Genomic DNA, 19,445 nt, shown 5'->3' on the forward strand with positions numbered 1-19,445 from the left:
GCGCGGGGCGGCACGCGCCCGGGGCCCGTCCGGCTCCGGAAGATATAGACCGTCCGGAGTCCGGCCAATCACGCCCCGCCTCCCGTCGCTCTCGCAGAGCTGCGGGCAGGCGGCGCGGAGCACCGCGTGGCCTCCCAAGTTCTCGATTCCCCGGGCAGGACGCCTCGTGGAGCTGAACGGGTGGCGACCGCCGCCACGGCAAGGACGCCGGCCTGGCCGGTGCCGGCCGAAGGGGTCCCAGGAGGATTGCCCGTCCGCGCTCGTGCAGGTCACCACGCTGCTGGTGCGGGGACGCGGCCGGCGGGCAACGGCCTACTGGATCAGGCTGGTATGCGTGTAGCACTGCGGGCAGGTGTAGAGCTGCAGGTGATTGGCGTCGGAGACCTGGATTCCGGGCGGGTTCGACACGCTGTCGTCCTCTGCGCCGGCGAGGGCCTGGTCCTCGTAGGGGACCCAGCCCCTGCCGTCGGTGCTCCATTCGCCCGAGGCGATGGTCAGCAGCGGGCTCATCGCGGTGCCGCAGTTGACGCAGAACCGGGCGACGGGGTCGGTGAGGCCCCACGGCGCCCATCCGCCCACCTTCCAGCCCGGGGCGAGGGACAGCTCGTCCATGTAGTACTCCTGCGGGGCGATCTCGTAGGAGTCATCCACCGCGACGCCGGCCGCCTGCCACGCGCTCCAGTCGCTCAGCCGCTGCCGCAGATCCTCGTCCAGCTCCAGAAAACCGGGGTACTCGGTGACCTGCTCCGGTGCGAGCACGCAGGGCTCCGGTGCGTAGCCGTACTGCGCCTCGGACGGCCGGGGCGGCGCGGCGAGGACGTGGGTGACGTCGGCGGCCGTCCGCCAGACCAGCTCGGTCGGAGGCTTGTGCTCCGGCGGGTGCTCCGAGGGACACCACAGCACCTGGAGCAGGTCGGCCTGCGGGGGCGGACGCAGCAGCGGCACGTCGCGCACGTACAGCTGGGCCACGGGCAGCAGGGGGGAGACCGGACCCTCGTGCCACTTGTCGCAGTACAGCCACGGCTGACCGGCAGGCCACAGCAGCGGTCCGCCGACGGAGCTGTCGCGGGGCGTCGGAGCACCGGGGCGGGGGTGCAGCCGGGTCGCGGGGCGGGCCAGCGGGGCCAGTCGAGGAAAGACCGCAGCCACGTCGAACGGGCGCGGCGGGGTGGTACGGATCGCGTTCACCCGGGTGATCCTGCCAGCCGCCGCTGACAACCCGCATGCGACGCTCGGCCCCTGCCGGCCCTCCGGCTGAGCGGGCGCCGCCGGTCCCGCACCGGCGGCGCCCGGCAACCGTCCGGTCCACAGCCGCCGTTCAGCGGGTGCCCACGGCCGCCCGCACCGCCCGGCGGGCCATCCCGCAGTCGTCGTGCAGCCGCCGCAGCAGCAGCCGCTGCTCCTCCCCGGACGCGGGCACCCCGGCGCGGCCCGCCCCGCGGGCCGGCTGCCCGGCCGAGGGGGACGGGTCGCGCATGGTGCGCTGCACGGCCATCTCGTACGTGCGGATCTCCCGGGTCAGCACCAGCATCAGATTGATCAGGAAGGCGTCCCGTGCGGCCGGTCCGGCACTCTGCGCCAGCTGGCTGATGCGGCGCCGCGCGGCGGGCGCGTCGCCGAGCACGGCCCACTGCGTGGCCAGGTCGAAGCCGGGCAGGTACCAGCCCGCGTGCTCCCAGTCGATCAGCACCGGTCCGGCAGGGGAGAGCAGCACGTTGGAGAGCAGCGCGTCCCCGTGGCAGAACTGCCAGGGCCCGTGCCGCCGGCCGCTGCCCGCGCTCACCACGCCGCGCAGCAGCTTCTGCAGGTCTCCCAGGTCGCGGTCGGTCAGCAGGCCCAGATCGTGGTTGCGGACCAGGCGCGCCGGATAGTCGATCGGACGGTCGAAGGCGGCGGCGGGGGGCCGCCAGGCGTTGACCCGGCACACGGACCCGAGGATCGCGGTCAGCTCGGCGCGCCCCGGCAGCTCGAACAGGTGCCGCTGCAGTGCCGCGGGCCGTCCTGCCATCCGCTCGGTGACCAGCGTCCCGGTGCCCGGGTCCGCGGCCACCAGGCGCGGCACGCGGACCGGGGGGCGGTGGCGTACGAAGGTGCGGTACGCCGCTATTTCGTGCTGGAAGCGCTCCGCCCACGCCGGTGAGTGGTCCACCAGGCACTTGGCCACCACCGCGATCCGGCCGACGGTGCCGGCCAGCAGCACCGAACGCCCGCTGCGGCGCAGCAGCGCCACCGGCTGGAAGTCCGGACAGATGCGGTGCACCGAGGTGATGACGGTGCGCAGTTGGGCGCCTTGCGGTCCGGACAGGTCCAGCCTCCCGCTGACCGGCCGGGCCGCGGGGACCGGCATCCGGCGCGGCCGGACCTTCCTGCCGTACGGCTCCGTCAGACGCGGCCGGGGCAGTGCGGACACGGGGGCCGTTGCTGGATACATGGGCGAGCAGGATCCCTTCGTGTGCCGGCTGTTGGCTGCGCACCCGGCCCGCGGACCGGGGTCCGGCGGCGGTGCGCGCACCCTGGGGAGTGCGGACCGCCACCGGACCCGCGGACGGGCCGGGTGGCGCATTTCCAAAGGACACCCGCGCGCGGGTGGCACACCATGTGGCGAACCCTGGCGAACCCTGGCGAATGCTCGAATGCGGGGCTCAGCGGCCGTTACTGTCAACTCAGCCGAGAACCTGGGGGCTTGACGTGACCAAGGGACCCAACACCCGTCTCGCGGACCTGTTCGGCCTGGCCGACTGGTCCAAGGGCGAACTCGCGAGACTCGTGAACCGGCAGGCGGCGGCCATGGGCCACGCACAGCTGGCGACCGACACCTCGCGGGTGCGGCGGTGGATCGACGTGGGGGAGACGCCGCGCGATCCGGTGCCGAAGGTGCTGGCTGCCCTGTTCACCGAGCGGCTCGGTCGTGTCGTGACCATCGAGGATCTCGGATTCCGACAGCCGGGGCAGGCAGGTAGACGGCAGTCCGTGGACGGACTGCCCTGGGCACCGGAACGGACGGCCGCGGTCCTCACCGAATTCACGGGAATGGACCTCATGCTCAACCGACGCGGCTTGGTGAGCGCGGGTGCCGCGCTCACCGCAGGATCAGCACTCAGCGGTGCTCTGCACGACTGGCTCCGGACAGACCCGGCGCTGGTGGCCGACGCCACCGCCGTCGACCCCCTCCAGCAGGCCAACGCCCCCTACACGCCCTACGATCCGGAACCCGTGGGCGTCCAGGAGATCGAGGCGCTCGAGCACTCGGTCGAGGTCTTCCGTGCCTGGGACGCGGCCCGTGGCGGCGGCTTGCAGCGCAAGGCGGTGGTGGGCCAGCTCAACGAGGTGGGCGGCATGCTCACCCACCGGCATCCCGACCCCCTCCAGCAGCGGCTGTGGGGCGTGGCGGCGAACCTCGCCGTGCTCGCGGGCTGGATGTCGCACGACGTGGGCATGGAGCCCACCGCGCAGAAGTACTTCGTGATCGCCACCCACGCGGCCCGTGAGGGCGGCGACCGGCCGCGTGCCGGAGAGGCCCTCTCCCGCGCCGCCCGGCAGATGGTGCACCTGGGACGGCCGGACGACGCGCTGGACCTGATGCAGCTGGCCCACTCCGGCTCGGGCGGCGAGACGCTGCCCCGTACGCAGGCGATGCTGTACACCGTCGAGGCGTGGGCGCAGGCGTCGATGGGGCGGGGCCAGGCGATGCGGCGCACGCTGGGCAAGGCGGAGGAGCTGTTCGCCTCCGACCGCGGCGACGTGCCGCCGCCCAGCTGGATGCAGATCTTCAAGGAGGAGGACCTGTACGGGATGCAGGCCCTGGCCTACCGCACGCTGGCCGAGCACGACCCCGCGGCGGCGGGCCACGCGCGGCGCTACGCGGGCAAGGCGCTCAAGCTACGGGTGGACGGCCGGCACCGGTCCAAGATCTTCGACCACCTGACGATGGCCTCGGCCTGCTTCCTCGCGGACGATCCGGACCAGGCCGACCAGTACGCGCGGCTCGCGCTGCTGACGATCGGTCAGACCTCCTCGCACCGCACCTGGGACCGGCTCCGCGAGATGTACCGGCTCACCGGCCGGTACGCGGGCTACCCCAAGATCCAGGAGCTGCGCGCGGAGGTCCTGGAGGCGCTGCCCAAGGCGCCGCGGGGCGGCGGGACGGCGAGGGTGTGACCGGCCGGTGACGTGACCGGCCGGTGAGCGGCTCCACGGCGGGCGCGCCGCCCGTCCGGCCGCTTCCCCTCACTCACCGACCCGGGCGACCAGTACGCACGCGTCGTCCTCGCGCTCCCGGTCGCCGAACTCCTCGACGACGGCCCGCACGCACTCCTGCGGGGTCCGCGCGGTGGCGAAGCGCGGTGCCAGGCCCAGCAGCCGGTCGGCGGCCGTACGGGGCATGCTGCCGGCCGGGCCGTCGAACGCGGCGCTGCGCGGAGCCAGTCCGTCGGTGTGCAGGACCAGCAGGTCACCGGGCTCCAGCTCCTCCTGGCACTGCCCGTACGCGGCACCCGAGGTGGCGCCCAGCAGCACACCCTCGGGACGGGCCAGCGCCCGCCCCCGGCCGCCCCGGAACACCAGGGGCGCGGGATGGCCGGCCTGCGACCAGGTGAGCGTGCGGGTGCGCGGGAGGTAGCGGCAGCACACCGCGCTGCCCAGGGCGGGCTGCGCCGCGGCGTCCAGCAGTTCGTTGAGGTGGGCCATCAGCGCACCGGGCTCCACCCCGGCCACGGCCATCCCGCGCACCGCGCCGAGCAGCATCGCCATGCCGGAGGTGGCCGCGACGCCGTGCCCGGTGAGGTCACCGACGGTGAGCAGGGTGGCGCCGGCCGGCAGTTCCAGCGCGTCGTACCAGTCGCCGCCGATCAGCGCGCCGGTCGCGGAGGGCAGGTAGTGCGCGGCCAGCTCCAGCGCGCCGGTGAGCGCGCCGGCGCCCTGGGGCAGCCGCAGCGAGCCGCGCCACGGGGGCAGCACCGTCTCCTGCAACTCGACCGCCACCCGCCGCTCGGTCTGGGCGAGGTGCCGCTCGCGCTCCAGCCGGTCACCGGACTCGGCCACGGCCCGCTCACTGCGGCGCAGCGCGCTGACGTCCCGCAGGACGGCCCACATCGAGGCCGTACCGCCGTCGTCGTCGAGCACCGGCTCGCCCATCATGTGCACCGTGCGCACCGAGCCGTCCGGGCGCACCAGGCGGAACTCGCCGTCCACCGGACGGCCGTCCACCAGGCAGTCCGTGACCGCGGCGGTCAGCGCGGCCTGGTCCTCGTCCGCCACCCAGGACGGCAGCTCGTCCAGGGAGAGCGGGCCGTCCGCCGGGGTGCGCCCGAAGATGCCGTACAGCTCCTCGGACCAGGTCACCTCGTCCGTCAGCAGGTTCCAGTCGGCGCTGCCCACCCGGCCCACGAGCGAACCGGCGGCAGGCACCGAGGCGGCCGGGCTGTCGTACGCCGCCGCGCCGCCGTACGGACCGGGGGCGCCGCGCGCGGCGGAGGCGCCCGGCCGGCTCGCCGCGGAGGGAGCGGCGGGGCCGGGCGGCACCCCCTCGCGCAGCTGCCTGAGCTGGCCGCCGAGGTCGTCCAGGTGGTGCGCGGCCAGCTCGCACAGGGCACGCTGCCAGCGCTGCCGGGCGTCCGGTACGTCCTCCTCGCCTTCACCTACGGTCTCGCGGCGCACCGCGTCGATCCCCCCGCGCAGGCGGCGGGTCTCGGTGATGAGGGCGTCCAGTGCGCCGCCTTCGGGCGGCTGTGCGGCCGAACGGTCCGCATGGAGGTGGGAGGGCATGTGATTCTCCGATACGGGTCAGGTCCGCTCACGACTGTGACACAGGCGGCGACTGAGCGTAAGGGATTTGGCAACACCCGATTCAGTGGTGCTTCAGGCATATGTCAACGGCTTCCCGGTTCGCTCCGACCAGTGGGCCCCGAATCGGCGGAGCCGGAGTATCCGGGTAGGCTGCCGCCGCCGGACGGTCCGGGCAGCCCGGCTCCGGAAGGAATAGAACTGCCGCGACCGGCAAGGATGCCGGTCAGCGGAAATCCCGTTGCCAGCCGAACACCCCGCACCGGATGCTGACTCTTATGTTCGTCGATTCCGTCGATTCCGACATAGCGCCCAGCGGCACGTTGCTCGGCCTCCTCCAGCGAGGCCGTGGCGACGGGACGCTGCACGCCCTCGCGGCGCCGCGAGCCGAAGCGCTGTCCGCTCTTCGGCAGTGCGTGCTGCACGATCCACGGCGCGACTGGCAGATCGAACACCGGTCGCTCTACTACGCGCGCCTCCACATGGAGCTGGACGGCGGCCTCGACGACATCGAGAAGCACCTCTTCCACCCGCACGACCACCTCACCGCCGAGGGCACCGAGGAGCGCACCGGCCTCGCCCTGTCCGTCCTGGGCCACCTCGCCTCCTACGGCGACCGCGGCGCGCTCCTCCTGCTGCGCCGGTACGCGGTGGCGGGCGCCAACTGGCAGTGGGCGCTCGACGAGCTGGCCGTGCGCGACGACGACGCCGGACTGCGCGCACTCGGCGCCGGCGTGCTGGCCCGCTTCCCGCACACCCCAGATGGGGACGCCGAGCTGGCCGAAGCCGCCCGCGGCGCCTTCGAGCCCCGGCCGTGGCGGCTGTGGGCGGAGGACCCGGCGCACCCCCGGCGGGCGGAGCGGCTGCGCCGCCTCCAGGAGCAGGGCTCCTTCGACCGCTGGCAGCGCCAGCTGGACAACCGCGGGCCGCGTCCGGGCTGGAGCGTGCGCGAGGTGCTCGACTGGGCCGAGGACGGCGGCGACCCGGCGGACACCGGCAGGCCGTCGGAGGGCTACGGCGAGGGCGGCCGGCACCGCGAGGCCGCCGCCGCCCGCTGCCTGGCGGCCGTCGCCGGCCCCGAGGACCGCGCGGAACTCCTGCTGGCCGCCCGGAGCGGCACCGACACCCGCCGGGCCGCCGCCCTGCGGCACCTGGCCGAACGCGGCGACCCGGACGTCCTGGACCTGCTGCGGGACGCGGTGAGCGCCTCGGCTCCCACCGTCGCCGACGGGCCGCTACCGCCGCTGGCCCGCTCGGCGCTCGACTCCTTCGCCCGGATGCGCAACACCGCCGCCCTGGCGCGGGCCCGGCAGTGGGCCGCGCACCGAGAGGACGCGCTCGGCCTGGTCGCCGCCCAGATGCTCGCCTGCCGGGGCGGGCAGCAGGACACCGGCGCCGTCCTGTCCGCGCTGCGCCGTACGCTGCGTGACCACGGGCCCGACAGCGACGAGCTGTGGCCGCTGGTCGACGGGGCCGGCCGGCTGGCCGTGCACTGCGCCGCGCCCGTGCTGCGCCACATCTACCGTGAGACCTCCTCCTCGCAGCTGCGCGGGCGCACCGCCCGCGCGCTGGCCGTCACGGACCCCGCGTTCGCCGCCGGGTTCGCCATCGAGTGCCTGTGGGACTGCGAGGAGTCCACCCGGGAGATCGCCGCGCAGCACGCCACCACGGGTGACGCGCGCGTGGTGGAGCGGCTGCGGCGGCTGGCCGCGGACCCGGCCGAGGAGGCCGGGGTGCAGAGCGCCGTGCGCGGCAGGCTCCGGCCGGAGGGCGGTTCGCCCGGGTGACACCCTCCGGGTGACCGGCACCCGGGCGCACGGGGCGCGTACCCGCCCCGTGCGCCCCCGTACGCGGCAACGCCGCCGGCACGATGGAGGGATGGCCGGGCGCTGGGAGTCCTGAATCCTGCATAGTCGCAAGTCGGCGGGGTGTGGACGGCCTGAACGGTCGCGCGGTGACCCTGCTCAGCGGCCACCGCCGGGTGCCGCCGTACGGCATGGCGGGTGGTGGCGCGGGCGCGCTGGGGGGCAAACACCCGCGGCGGACCCGGTCGGCCGCCGGGGCATACCGGAACCGCCCGGCCGCTCACGCGGTGCGTGCTGGCTCAGGTCAGTGCGCCGACCGTTTGCGCGCCGCAGAGACCAGGGGCGCACGCGATCCTCCGCGGCCCAGCCCTCCGTGCACGGCGCAGCAGCCCTCGCCGCTCGGCGCGTTCCGTCCTCGCCACGACCTCGTGGAGGTCATCTGCTGTCGGCCCACCGCCCGGGCCGGCCCCCGCGCCGGGCCGGGCAGCTGCGGTGCGGCTACGGCTTCCGGCCCACGGCGCAGAACGCGTCCACCTCTTCGGGCTCGTCCCACGGCCCCGCCTCGGGACGCCACCTGGTGCACGAGACCACTCCGGGCTCGGCCACCTCGAGACCGTCGAAGAACGCGCCGATCTGCTCGGGCGTGCGCAGCACCAGCGGCGCGGAACCGGAGGAGTTCCACAGCGCGACGATCTGGTCGGAGCGCTCGCGGTGGATGACGTTGGTGCCGTCGTACATCACCAGCCAACTGCCCGCGGGCAGCCCGGCCATCAGGCGGCCCACGACGTCGTACGCCACCTCGTCGTCCGTGACGAACTCCACGATGCCCATGAGCAGCAGGGCGACCGGCTGGTCGAAGTCCAGCGTGGCGGCGGCCTTGGTGAGGATCGTGTCGGGGTCGCGCAGGTCGGCGTCGATGTAGTCGGTGGCGCCCTGCGGGGTGCTCGTCAGCAGCGCGTGGGCGTGCGCCAGGACCAGCGGGTCGTTGTCGACGTAGACGATGCGCGACTCCGGCGCGATGCGCTGGGCGACCTCGTGGGTGTTGTCGACGGTCGGCAGCCCGGTGCCGACATCGAGGAACTGGCGCACTCCCTGCTCGCCGGCCAGGAAGTGCAGCGCGCGGTGCAGGAAGTGCCGGGAGGCCAGGGCCAGTCGGGGCACGTCCGGCAGGATCTCCTTGATCTGGTCACCGACGACGCGGTCGGCCTGGTAGTTGTCCTTGCCGCCGAGCCAGTAGTTCCAGATCCGGGCCACGTGCGAGACGGTGGGGTCGACTCCGGGCGGCGTGTCCTGCTCCGGGGCGGTCGGGTCGTGTGCCATGCCGAGGGTCTCCTGCCGTGCGTCGGGCCGCTGCCGGCACCCAACCTAGCCCGGACGGCGGCGGATCGGCCGACCGGGGATGCCCGCGACCGCACGGGCACCCCGCCGCACCCCCCGATGCGGGCCCTCAGACCTGGCCGGCCGGCGCCGCGGACGGTATGGAGCCGACGAGCCCGCCGTCGATCACGAGGTCCTGGCCGGTGATGTACGAGGCGTCGTCCGACAGCAGGAACGCCACCGCCGAAGCCACCTCCCCCGGGCCGCCGAGCGAACCGAGCGGCACCTGGGCCTTGGTGCGCGCCTCGGCCTCCGCACCGGGCAGTGCCTCGCGGTACATCTCGGTCTCGATGTAGCCGGGGCTCACGGAGTTGACCCGGACACCGCGCGGGGCCAGGTCGGCGCCCAGCGTGCGCGCCAGGCTCTGCACGGCGGCCTTGCCGGCGGAGTAGACGGAGGCCGCCGGCAGGCCGCGGTGCGCCGTCCAGGAGGCGTTGATCACGACGGCGCCGCCCGCCTTCATCAGCGGCAGCGCCTTTTGGATGGTGAAGAACACCCCCTTGACGTTGATGTCCAGGTTGCGGGCGAAGTCGTCCTCGGTGACCTCCTCGACCGGCTTGAACTGGGCGACCCCCGCGTTGGCGAAGACGGCGTCGAGGCCGCCGCGCCACGTGCGTACACGCTCCGCGAGGCTGTCGAGGTCGGTGAGCGAGGAGGCGTCGGCGCGTACGGGCAGGAGCCGGTCGCAGGGCCCCGCGCCGAGGCGTTCGGCGGCGCGGTCGAGGCGCGCCTTGTCGCGCCCGGTGATGACGACGTGCGCGCCCTCGTCCAGGAGCCTGCGGGCGGTGGCGAATCCGATGCCGCTGGTGCCGCCGGTGATCAGTGCTGTGGTGTCGGTGAATCGCTTCATGCCCTCGATCCTGGGGCGCGGCGCCGCTGCGCGGCAGGGTCGGCTGAGCCTGGGTGTGACACCACCACCTTCGCGCCCCGCGGTTCTCAGCGCACGGCCTGCGGCAGCGCCCTCGCGGCGGCCGGCGCGGCAACAAGCCGGGCCACCCGCTCATCCGTACCGGTTCCTGGTGCGGGCGTGTACAGCAGCAGCCGGTGCCCGGGCAGGTCGGGCAGCGGCAGCGTCGTGTACTCGAAGACCAGCAGTCCCGCCTCCGGATGGTCCAGCGCCTTGATGCCCCATCCGGCGCCGCCGACCTCGTGCCCCGCCCAGAGCCGGGCGAACTCGGGGCTGACGGCGGAGAGTTCGGCGGCGAGGCGGGGGAACTCCGGGTCGCCCGGATAGCGGGCGGCGTCCGCGCGGAGGCGGCCGACGATCGCCCGCGCCGCGTCCTCCCGCTCCCGGGGCCCGCGCGCGTCGGCGGGCAGGCCGCGGGTGAAGTAGGTGACCAGGCAGTTGTGGTCGCCCTCGCCGTAGCCGAACACGAGCCGGGCCGCGCGGTTGACCGTGACCAGGTTCCAGTGCCGGTCGAGGATGTACGCGGGGCGCGGCAGCCAGCCGTCCACCACCCGCCGCAGCTCCGGCGGGACCTGACCGGCCGCCGGAGGCGCCAGCGGCGGGTTGAGCCCGGCCAGCAGGTACAGGTGCTCGCGTTCGGCGGCGTCCAGACGCAGCACCCGCGCCACCGCGTCCAGCACCTGGGCCGACACGTTGATCTCCCGGCCCTGTTCCAGCCGGGTGTACCAGGTGACGTCGACCCCGGCGAGTACCGCCACCTCCTCGCGGCGCAGCCCGGACGTCCGCCGTCCGCCGCCACCGGGCATGCCGACGTCCTGGGCGGTCAGCCGGGAGCGCCGCGACCGCAGGAACGCCCGGATCTCGGCGCTGCGCTGCTGCCGTGCGGCCGCGGGAAGCCGGGAGATGCTCATCCGGGCCTGACAGGCAGCGCGTCCGGGCCGGCGGCTGCGCGCGGCCCGGCGTCCGGCGTCCCGTCGGACGGCCGGTCAGCGGGCAGCCGGCCGGCCACCACGTGGTCGGCCAGCACCGCGTCGGCCAGTTCGCGCACCGGCAGTGCGCCGTCCAGCCGGACGGTGCCGGCGGGCAGGGTGTCCGCCGCCGCCACGCACCGGCCGATCTGGCTCCGGCACCACCGGCGGACCGCCTCGTCGCGCTCGGGATCACCGGGCACCACGGTGCGCGCGTCGATCCGCCTGGTCAGGACCTCGGGGGAGGCGTCCAGGAAGAAGTGCCGGACGGTCACCCCCGCGGCGTGCAGTGTGCCGAAGATCTCCCGCGCGTAGCCCGGGTCGGTCAGTGTCATCGGCGCCACGAGCGGCCGGTCGTACTCCTCCAGCAGCCCCAGGGCCAGCGCGGCCACCTGCCGCCGCCACAGCCGCAGGTCCTGGAAGTCGCCGGTCGGCACGGGCACGATCTCCCGCAGCAGGTAGCCGACCTGCTCCGGGTCGTAGAGCAGGGCGGCGGGCCGGCGCCGGCACAACTCCTGCGCCAGCGTGGTCTTCCCGCTCCCGAACGCGCCGTTCACCCAGACGATCACACGTGCTCCCCTCCGGCCCGGCCGCCGCCCGGCGGCGCCCCGACCCGGCCACGCTACCGGTGCCCGGCGTCGGCCCCGCCCGGTGGCCCGGGGCCGGACCGCCGCATCCGTGCCGTTTCGGCCGTTGTCGGTGCGACCGCCTAATGTGTCCGTCGTGACTGAGCATGCCCCGGCGATCACCCCGGCACCAGCCCCCGGCCCCGCGGCCGACGAGGGGCTGGCCCGCAGGCTGCGCGCGCTGGCCTGTACGGCTCCGCTGCACGACCTGGACGTGCGCAAGGCCAACCTCGCCGGGGAGTACGGCGGGTACGCGATGGCCGAGGTCGCGCTCGCCGCCATCGACCTCATCACCTTGAACATGGACTTCGACACCGGCGCGGACCACGAGCAGATAGTGGCCAGACTGCTGCCGCGTGTCGCCGCCCAGGCCCCGCGGCGGGCGAGCGCCGAGCACGAGCGGGTCGCCCGCTGGGTCCTGGAGAACCTCATCAACGTCGGCAGCGTGGACCGCGGCTTCCGCGCGGTCTACGGCACCTTCGCCCCCGACGGCGCGTACGTCCGGCGGGACTACGACTTCAAGTTGGTGGAAGAGGTGCCCGGCCCGGGCGGCGGCGTCTACCTGCGCACCACCGACGAGGCGGTCAACGTCCTGGTCGGCGCCCTGGACACGGACGTCACCAGCGCGCAGATCGCCGCCGAGGTCAAGCTGGAGGTCCTGATCAGCCGGGGCCGCCTCGCCGACGCCCAGCTCGCCGCCGAGCAGGCCCGCTACCGGACGGTGCAGTACGCGGAGACCCTGCGCCGCACCCTGGAGGCCACCCGGCGCAACGTCCGCGCGGTCGACTGGCTGCGCACCGTGCCCGACATGATCGCCGAAGCCCTCGACCACGTCGCCGACCGCTACCGGCACGAGAACGCCATCCTCACCAACATCCGCCGCGCGCGCGACGAGGCCGCCTCCGAGCGGGGTCCCGACCACAAGCGCCGCGCCGCCGAGCTGGTCGACATCGTCAAGGACTGCATCCGCCGCCACACCCAGCTCCAGTCCCGGCTGCTGGAGGCCGGGCCGCTCTTCCGCGCCGAGCAGGACCGGCAGGCGTTCGCGCCGACCGCCGCCCGCGCCGGGCTCGACCTCTATGGACAGCTGGTCGCCCCGCTCCTGCCGCTCCCGATCGAGCAGGCGGGCCGGGTGACCGACGCGTTCTTCGCACACGGCGTGGGCCTGCGGACGCCCGGCGTCGTGCGCGTGGGGGACTTGATCGAGCTGCTGCTGACACCGCCCGCCCCGCGCGAGCACCTGGGCGCCGAGATGCCCGAGCCGGACCTCATCGCCACCCCCGACGACAGCCGCTTCAGCGCCGAGCAGCTGGAAGCCGCCACGGAGCTGCTCGACCTTCCGCCCGACGCCCCGCGCAGACTCTCCGGGCTGCTCGCCGACGCCCGACGGCGCGACCCGGGCCTGCCGTACCTGGTCGCCCTGCTCGCGGTGCACGCCGCGAGCCCGCCGGTGGGCACCGCCTACCGCCAGGGCGAGCGGCGGCTGCTGTTCGGCGTGGACGACGGCACCGAGCTGGACGACCCGGAGTTCGGCGGCGCCGACCTCATCGTCGGCACGGCGCTGCTGGACGCGGCGGGCATGGCGGCGGACCGCACGGAGGCGGCATGACGCCCCGGCCCGGCGCGGCGCCCGAGCCGCCCGCGTCCCGCGTGCCGGACACGCGGACCTACCCGCACCCACCCCGGACGGAGCGCTGAACCACCGTGACCGACCACGCCGTCGAGGCCGACACCCCCGGCCCCGGCACGTCCGCGCCCGCGACCGGGGGCGAGCCCGGCAGCGGTCCCGCCGCCCGGGTCGGCCAGGTCACGCCCGCCGACGCGGCGGACGCCGCCCGGCTCGTCTCCTTCGGCCTGCACCCCAAACTGCTCCCCTCCCGCGACGCCGAGTACGCTGAACTGCTGCGCCGCCACCGGGAGGAGCCCGCCTTCGCCCGGCTCGCGGACGCGGTCGCCACCGGTCTCGGGCTCGTCGTCCTGGAGGTATCCGCGCGTGCCGGGATGGCCGTGGCCGCCGCCGAGGACTCCGTCTTCGCGGTCCGCATGGGCGACTACGCGCGCCGCGCCACCGCCGACTCGGCCGACCGCTTCCTGCACGGCCTCGCCCATCTCGCCGTCGCCGCCATGGCCTTCCCCCGGCCCGAGGACCTCGCGGACGACGGCTACATCGGCCGGATCAGCGTCAACGGCGTCGACGCCTTCGTGCGCCAGGCGTGCCGCAGGCTGGAGGAACGCGCCGAGGAGCAGGGGGAGAACACCGATCCGGCCAGCGACAGCCCGGGCCTGGAGGCCTCCTGGCGGGTCTACTCCCGCCGCAGCGCCACGGGCGCGACCAAGGACGCGCGGCGGCTGGCGGGTTCGACCACGGGCATCATCGCCAAGGCCGTCGCCTTCCTCGCCGACTCCGGCTTCCTCCAGCGCACGGGGGAGGAGGCGGGCGGCACGTATCGCACCACCGCCCGCTACCAGCTCCAGGTGCGCGACGCCGCGGGCAGTTCGGCCATGGCCGAACTGCTGGAGCTGGGCATCGTGCCCGTCACCGACGGCAGCGCCAGCCTGCTGCTGCCCGCGGCGGGGGACGGCGCGGAGCTGGTCGCGGACGCCGGGCTGCCCTTCTTCGAGAGCGGCGGCGCCTGACCGCCCGCACCCCTTCCGTCCCGCCTCCCCGGTCTGCCCCGCCCGGCGCGCGCCGCCCGCGCGCACACCGCACGCAACGAAAGCCGAACGAGAGTCCGCCGCCATGTACGAGCTGTCCCGCATCCGCCTCTACTCCATCGGGCCCGCCGGTGCGCGCTACGCCGACACCGTGCTGGACCTGCGCGGAGTCGGCGAGCCGGTGCCCAGCCCGGCGCCCACCCAGGCGGACTTCTTCGAGGACGAGCCCACCGGCCCGCCCCGGCGCCCCGCCCCGGCCGGGGTGCTCTTCCTGGAGAACGGCGGCGGCAAGTCCGTCCTGCTCAAGCTCATCTTCTCCGTCATGCTGCCGGGCCACCGCAACACCCTGGGCGGCGCCAGCTCCGGCGTGCTGCGCAAGTTCCTGCTCGCCGAGGACTGCGGCCACGTCGCGCTCGAGTGGCAGCACACCCGTACCGGCGAGACGGTCGTGGTGGGCAAGGTCAGCGAGTGGCGCGGGCGCCAGGTCTCCGGTGACCCGCGCAAGTTCGCCGAGGCGTGGTACGCCTTCCGGCCCGGTCCGGGGATGAGCCTGGACTCGCTGCCGGTAGCCGAGTCCGCCGCGATGCGCCCCGCCGCCGAGGGCACCTCGGCCGCGCGCGGGCGCCGCCGCACGATGAAGGGCTTCCGCGACGTCCTGACCGAGACGGGCAAGGCCTACCCCAACCTCGACGTCGTCTGGGAGGAGATCCACGAGCGCTGGAACGAGCACCTGACCGGCCTCGGTCTCGACCCCGAACTCTTCCGCTACCAGCGCGAGATGAACGCCGACGAGGGCGAGGCGGCGGGCCTCTTCGCCGTCAAGAACGACTCCGACTTCACCGACCTGCTGCTGCGCGCCGTCACCGACACCCGGGACACCGACGGGCTCGCCGACCTGGTGCACGGCTTCGCGCACAAGCTGGGCCGCCGCGCCGAGCTGACCGCCGAGCGCGACTTCACCGCGGGCTCCCTCGACCTGCTCAACCGGATCGCGGAGGCGGCCGGCGTACGCGCCCGCGCCCGTGACGTCCACGCCGGGGCCGAGCGGCGCACCCGTACGCTCGCCCGCCGCCTCGGCGCGCGCGGCTCCCAGGAGCGCGGCCGTGCCGCGGCCCTCGCCGAGCGGCTCGCCGCCGCCGACGAGTCGGTGGCCGCCGCCGAGGACTCCTGCTCGCGCGCCGCCCTGATCGCGGCCGAACTCGCCTACCGGCACGCGTCGCTGGCGCTGGCGGCGGCCGAGAAGTCCGCCGCCGCGCAGCGCCGCGAGCTGATCGAGGCCCGTACGCTGCACGCCGCCTGGCAGGCCGCCGAGACGGTGCTCCAGCACCGCGCCGCCACCGACCGCGCCGCCCGGGTCGCGGCGGCCATCCGCGAGGCGGAGCGCGACGCCGCGCCCGCGCTCGCCGCCCGCGCGAAGGCCGCCGCCGAACTGGTGCGCGCCCTGCACGCGGCTGCGGGGGACGGCGAGCGCATCGCCGCCGAGCACGAGGAGCGCTCCGCCGCGCTCCAGGCGGCGGGCGAGGAGGCGCACCGGGACGCCACCGCCGCCGCCACCGAGGCCCAGCGTGCCCGCAGCGAGGGCGACCACCTGCGCGAGCGGCTGGCCGAGGTCGAGCAGGAGACGGCCGAGGCGGTGCGGTCGGGCTGGCTGGACGCCGCCGCGCCGGACGCCGACCCTGCCCGCGCGGCGCTGGCCGCCGGTGACGCCGAGAAGGACGCTGCCGCCGCGTGGGACACCGCCCGCGAGGCGGCCCGCCGCGCCGGCGACCAGGCCCAGGAGGCGGCGGCCGAGCACTCCCGTGCCGAACTGGGCGCGGCCCGCGCCGCCGACGCGGCCGACGCCGCCCGCGCGGCGTACGCGGCGGAGCACCGCGCGGCCTGCGCCCTGGGCGCCGACCCGCGGCTCGGGGAGCTGCTGGGGCTGCCCGCGGCGGAGCCGCCGGAGTCCGGCGCGCTCTCCGCCGAGGACCTGGACCGCAGTGCGGAGGAGCTGCGCACCCTGCTGGACGACTCCGTCGCCGCCTCGGAGCGCCGCCTGTTCGCCCTGCGTACGGCCGCCGCCGACGACTCCCGGATGCTGGGGGCGCTCGGTGACGGCGGGCTGCTGCCGCCCGGCCCCGACGTGCTGGCCACCGTCGAGTACCTCGGTGAGCACGGCATCCCGGCCCTTCCCGGCTGGCGCTATCTGGCCCAGGCCGTCGACCCCGTCGACCACGCCGACGTCCTCGCCGCCCGGCCCGAGCTGGTCGACGGCGTCATCATCACCGACCCGGCCAGCCACGAGCGCGCCCGCGACGTGCTGGGTGAGGCGGTGCTGCTGCCGCGTTCCGCCGTCGCCGTGGGCACCGCCGCCGCCCTGCTCGCCCCCACTCCCAGCCCCGAGACCCGCGACCGCGCGGTCTTCCTCGTCCCGCCCAATCCGGCTATGCACGACGAACGGGCCGCCGACGACGAACGGCGGCAGCTGCGCGGGCGCGCGCTGACCCGGGACGAGGAGATCCGCGCCCTCGCCGCCCGGCTGGCCGACGACCGCGCGCTGGCCGCCCGGCTCGCCTCCTGGCGCACCGGCTGCCCGCCCGGGCGCCTGGCCGAACTGGCGGCCGGGGCCGAGCGTTCGGGTACGGCCGCGCGGGCCGCCGCGGAGACGCTCACCGAGGCGCTGGCCGCCCTGGAGGAGGCGCGGGAGGCGGCGGCCGAGACCGCCCGCGTACGCGACGAACGGCAGGAGCGCGCCCGGCACGCGACCAGGTCGGCGGACGCGCTGGCGGGGCTCGCCTTCCGGCTGCGCGAGCGGGCGGGCTGGCAGGCCCGGCTGCGGGAGCTGGCGGACGAGGCGGCCGTGCCCGAGGCGCGCGCCGCCGCCTGCCTGGAGCGCGCCCGCGCGGCCGACGAGGACCGCCGCGCCGCGCAGCGCGCCGCCGACGACGCGCGGCGCACGGCGCGGGCCCTGCGTGCCGAGCGCGCCGAGATCGCGGGAGTCCCCGAGGAGGCGGGAGCCGAGGGCGCCGGAGCCGAGGGCGCGCGGACCGTACGCGGCACCGGACCCTCCGGCGGCTCCCCGGCGGCCTCCCTGCCCGACCTGCGCGAGGCGTACCGCTCCGCCTCGCGGCTGTACGAGAAGGTCGGCGTCGGCGCGGACCTGCGGGCCGAACAGGCACGGGCCGAGGGGGACGAGAGCGCCGCACTGGCCACCTTGGACCGGCTCACCAACAAGGTCCGCGTCCGCGCCGCCCAGCTGCTGGAGGGCCCCGAGGGTGCCGACGGGCCGTCCCGGCAGGCCGCCGCCTCCCGGGCCGAGGCGCTCGTGCAGATGCTGGAGTCCCGCGCCTCCGCGGCCAGCGAGCAGCTGGGCAGGCTCCGCGGTGAGACCGAGCGCCTGGCGCCCGCCGCGGACGCCCCCGCCGCGGACGCCGCTGGGGAAGCGGCCGCGCACACCGAGCTGCCGCCCGGGCTCGTGCCCGCCGACGCCGAGCAGGCCCAGACCCTGCTGCGCGGAGCCAACACCGAACTGGCCGCGTACCGGGACGAGCGGGAGTCGGCCCGCGCGGCCCGGGACACGCTGCGGCAGGCCCAGCACGCGGCCGGTGACGCGGCGGGCGCCTTCGAGGAGACCGCCGTCCTGCTCGCCGACCTCCTGCGCGAGCCCTCCGCCCCGGCGCCGGACGCGGAAGAGCCCGAGCCCTACCCCGGCAGCGCCGCCGAGGCCCGGCAGGCCGCCGCCGAGTCCCGCCGTTCACTGCGCGGCTGCGCCGCCGACCTCAGCGCCGCCGAGCAGGCCCTGCGCGAGGCCGGCGACGTGCTGGTGCGCCATGCCAACGCCACCCGGTACGAGCAGGTGCGTACGCCCGCGCGGCAGCAGATCCGCGAATTGCCCGCCGCTGCGCTGCCCGAGCACGCCGCGGCGTGGGCCGAGGCGTTCGCCCCCAGGCTGCGGGTGCTCACCGACGAGCTGGAGCAGCTCGAGCGCAACCGCGACAGCATCGTGGACCGGCTGCGCGGCCTGGTCGAGTCGGCCGCCGCCACGCTGCGCGCCGCCCAGCGGCTCTCCCGGCTCCCCGAGGGGCTGGGCGAGTGGTCGGGGCAGGAGTTCCTGCGCATCCGCTTCGAGGACCCCGACCAGGCGACTTTGACCGAGCGGCTCGGCGAGGTCATCGACGAGGCGACCAGGGCGGCCGTCCGCAAGAACTCCGACCTGCGCCGGGACGGCATGTCCCTGCTGCTGCGCGGGGTGCGCGCCGCCCTCCAGCCGCGCGGCGTCTCCGTGGAGATCCTCAAGCCGGACGCGGTGCTGCGCGCCGAGCGGGTCCCGGTCGGCCAGATGGGAGACGTCTTCTCGGGCGGCCAGCTGCTCACCGCCGCCATCGCGCTCTACTGCACCATGGCGGCGCTGCGCAGCAACGACCGCGGCCACGACCGGCACCGGCACGCGGGCACACTCTTCCTCGACAACCCCATCGGGCGCGCCAACGCGACGTACCTGCTGGAGTTGCAGCGGGCCGTCGCCGATGCGCTGGGCGTCCAACTCCTCTACACCACGGGCCTGTTCGACACCACGGCGCTGGCCGAGTTCCCCCTCGTGATCCGGCTGCGCAACGACGCCGACCTGCGGGCCGGGCTCAAGTACATCAGCGTCGAGGAGCATCTGCGGCCCGGCCTGCCGACCCCGGAGGCGGACGGCGAGCCGGTGCACGGCGAGATCACCGCGACGCGGATGTACCGCCGCCCCGAGGAGCGGAGCGCCCACGGGCAGCGCGGCCCCCAGCCGTGACCCCCTCGGCCCCGGGCGCCCGCCCGCCGGGCCGCCTGCCGGACGAACCACCGCCGCGCGCACGCGGGTTCGCGGCGGGGTCGCCGGCCGTCCCGCCGCCCGCGGCCGTCCCCGCGTCCCTCGGCAGGTGACCTCGGCCCGGCCGCGGGCGGGCCACGCTGCTGGGCTCGGACACCACGCCGTGCCGCTGCACCCACACCTGCCGGGTCACCCATACGTCCAGCACGCACCAGGTCGCCAGCACCGTCCCCGCCACGGTGCCCAGCACCATCGGGAAGGCCAGCCAGACCCCGGCGAGCGAACACAGCACCGCGACCATCAACTGCACCAGGGTGAGCGCGACGACTATCACCGCACGCACCGCCGCCGCCCTGACGGGGTCCGGCAGCCGGGGCTTGGCGTACATGGATCTTTCACTCCCCCTTCACGCTGCCTGACATGCACAACCTTCTTGACGCGTGTCCTGTGCCACATTCGGCGAAGGTGCCTCGGGGCATCGACGGACAACTCAGGATGAGGCACCCTGGACCACCGGGTCGGGCCTGTGGACACATCTAC

13 protein-coding genes are annotated in these 19,445 nt (G+C 75.7%); 5 read left to right on the forward strand and 8 right to left on the reverse strand.

Annotated features, from left to right (window positions below):
- Positions 1-312: 312 nt before the first annotated feature.
- Together H299_RS0106105 and H299_RS0106110 are read right to left on the reverse strand one after the other, a co-directional pair.
- Positions 313-1,188, reverse strand: coding sequence for a hypothetical protein (locus H299_RS0106105; protein WP_027747692.1), 876 nt, complete (start codon positions 1,186-1,188; stop codon positions 313-315).
- Between the two features lie 130 nt (positions 1,189-1,318).
- Positions 1,319-2,431, reverse strand: a complete 1,113-nt coding sequence (locus tag H299_RS0106110) for an aminoglycoside phosphotransferase family protein (RefSeq protein WP_027747693.1) — start codon at positions 2,429-2,431, stop codon at positions 1,319-1,321.
- 257 nt (positions 2,432-2,688) lie between these two features.
- Here H299_RS0106110 and H299_RS0106115 point away from each other — a divergent pair, with 257 nt between their 5' ends.
- Complete coding sequence (locus H299_RS0106115) at positions 2,689-4,158, forward strand: DNA-binding protein NsdB (RefSeq protein ID WP_027747694.1); 1,470 nt, start codon at positions 2,689-2,691, stop codon at positions 4,156-4,158.
- Between the two features lie 69 nt (positions 4,159-4,227).
- On the opposite strand, the gene H299_RS0106120 is transcribed toward H299_RS0106115, so the two are convergent.
- Positions 4,228-5,763, reverse strand: a complete 1,536-nt coding sequence (locus H299_RS0106120; RefSeq protein ID WP_027747695.1) for a SpoIIE family protein phosphatase — start codon at positions 5,761-5,763, stop codon at positions 4,228-4,230.
- A gap of 296 nt (positions 5,764-6,059) precedes the next feature.
- Between H299_RS0106120 and H299_RS0106125 the strand changes: the two genes are divergently transcribed.
- Positions 6,060-7,568, forward strand: coding sequence for a hypothetical protein (locus H299_RS0106125; protein ID WP_027747696.1), 1,509 nt, complete (start codon positions 6,060-6,062; stop codon positions 7,566-7,568).
- A 516-nt stretch (positions 7,569-8,084) separates the two neighbouring features.
- On the opposite strand, the gene H299_RS0106130 is transcribed toward H299_RS0106125, so the two are convergent.
- The 4 genes from H299_RS0106130 to H299_RS32455 all read right to left on the reverse strand — a co-directional run bounded on the left by H299_RS0106130 (position 8,085) and on the right by H299_RS32455 (position 11,407).
- Positions 8,085-8,906 (reverse strand): SAM-dependent methyltransferase, encoded by an 822-nt coding sequence (locus H299_RS0106130; RefSeq protein ID WP_027747697.1) that lies wholly within the window; start codon positions 8,904-8,906, stop codon positions 8,085-8,087.
- 127 nt (positions 8,907-9,033) lie between these two features.
- Positions 9,034-9,813, reverse strand: coding sequence for a glucose 1-dehydrogenase (locus tag H299_RS0106135; protein ID WP_027747698.1), 780 nt, complete (start codon positions 9,811-9,813; stop codon positions 9,034-9,036).
- A gap of 86 nt (positions 9,814-9,899) precedes the next feature.
- A complete protein-coding gene (locus H299_RS0106140; RefSeq protein ID WP_027747699.1) occupies positions 9,900-10,781 on the reverse strand; it encodes an MmyB family transcriptional regulator in 882 nt (293 codons plus the stop codon).
- Positions 10,778-11,407 carry an AAA family ATPase gene (locus H299_RS32455; RefSeq protein WP_051262153.1) on the reverse strand — a complete coding sequence of 210 codons (630 nt, stop codon included), beginning with the start codon at positions 11,405-11,407 and terminating at the stop codon, positions 10,778-10,780. Before H299_RS32455 ends, H299_RS0106140 begins: the two co-directional genes overlap by 4 nt.
- Before the next feature lie 154 nt (positions 11,408-11,561).
- On the opposite strand from H299_RS32455, the gene H299_RS0106150 reads away from it, so the two are divergent.
- The 3 genes from H299_RS0106150 (at position 11,562) to H299_RS0106160 (ending at position 18,887) form a co-directional block, all read left to right on the forward strand.
- Entirely contained in the window at positions 11,562-13,073 is a 1,512-nt protein-coding gene (locus tag H299_RS0106150; protein WP_027747700.1) for a hypothetical protein, read from the forward strand.
- Between the two features lie 95 nt (positions 13,074-13,168).
- Positions 13,169-14,101 carry a hypothetical protein gene (locus H299_RS0106155; RefSeq protein WP_027747701.1) on the forward strand — a complete coding sequence of 311 codons (933 nt, stop codon included), beginning with the start codon at positions 13,169-13,171 and terminating at the stop codon, positions 14,099-14,101.
- Between the two features lie 103 nt (positions 14,102-14,204).
- Entirely contained in the window at positions 14,205-18,887 is a 4,683-nt protein-coding gene (locus H299_RS0106160; protein WP_027747702.1) for a hypothetical protein, read from the forward strand.
- Here H299_RS0106160 and H299_RS40230 read toward each other — a convergent pair.
- Positions 18,817-19,293, reverse strand: coding sequence for a hypothetical protein (locus H299_RS40230; protein ID WP_486587165.1), 477 nt, complete (start codon positions 19,291-19,293; stop codon positions 18,817-18,819). The genes H299_RS0106160 and H299_RS40230 overlap by 71 nt on opposite strands.
- Between the last annotated feature and the right edge of the window lie 152 nt (positions 19,294-19,445).

The organism is Streptomyces sp. CNH287, assembly GCF_000424825.1.

Coding starts and splice junctions, on each gene's coding strand:
- H299_RS0106110 (WP_027747693.1), bottom strand. CDS start 2,431: ATGTATCCAGCAACGGCCCCCGTGTCCGCACTGCCCCGGCCGCGTCTG.
- H299_RS0106135 (WP_027747698.1), bottom strand. CDS start 9,813: ATGAAGCGATTCACCGACACCACAGCACTGATCACCGGCGGCACCAGC.
- H299_RS0106130 (WP_027747697.1), bottom strand. CDS start 8,906: ATGGCACACGACCCGACCGCCCCGGAGCAGGACACGCCGCCCGGAGTC.
- H299_RS0106125 (WP_027747696.1), top strand. CDS start 6,060: ATGTTCGTCGATTCCGTCGATTCCGACATAGCGCCCAGCGGCACGTTG.
- H299_RS0106160 (WP_027747702.1), top strand. CDS start 14,205: ATGTACGAGCTGTCCCGCATCCGCCTCTACTCCATCGGGCCCGCCGGT.
- H299_RS0106140 (WP_027747699.1), bottom strand. CDS start 10,781: ATGAGCATCTCCCGGCTTCCCGCGGCCGCACGGCAGCAGCGCAGCGCC.
- H299_RS0106120 (WP_027747695.1), bottom strand. CDS start 5,763: ATGCCCTCCCACCTCCATGCGGACCGTTCGGCCGCACAGCCGCCCGAA.
- H299_RS40230 (WP_486587165.1), bottom strand. CDS start 19,293: ATGTACGCCAAGCCCCGGCTGCCGGACCCCGTCAGGGCGGCGGCGGTG.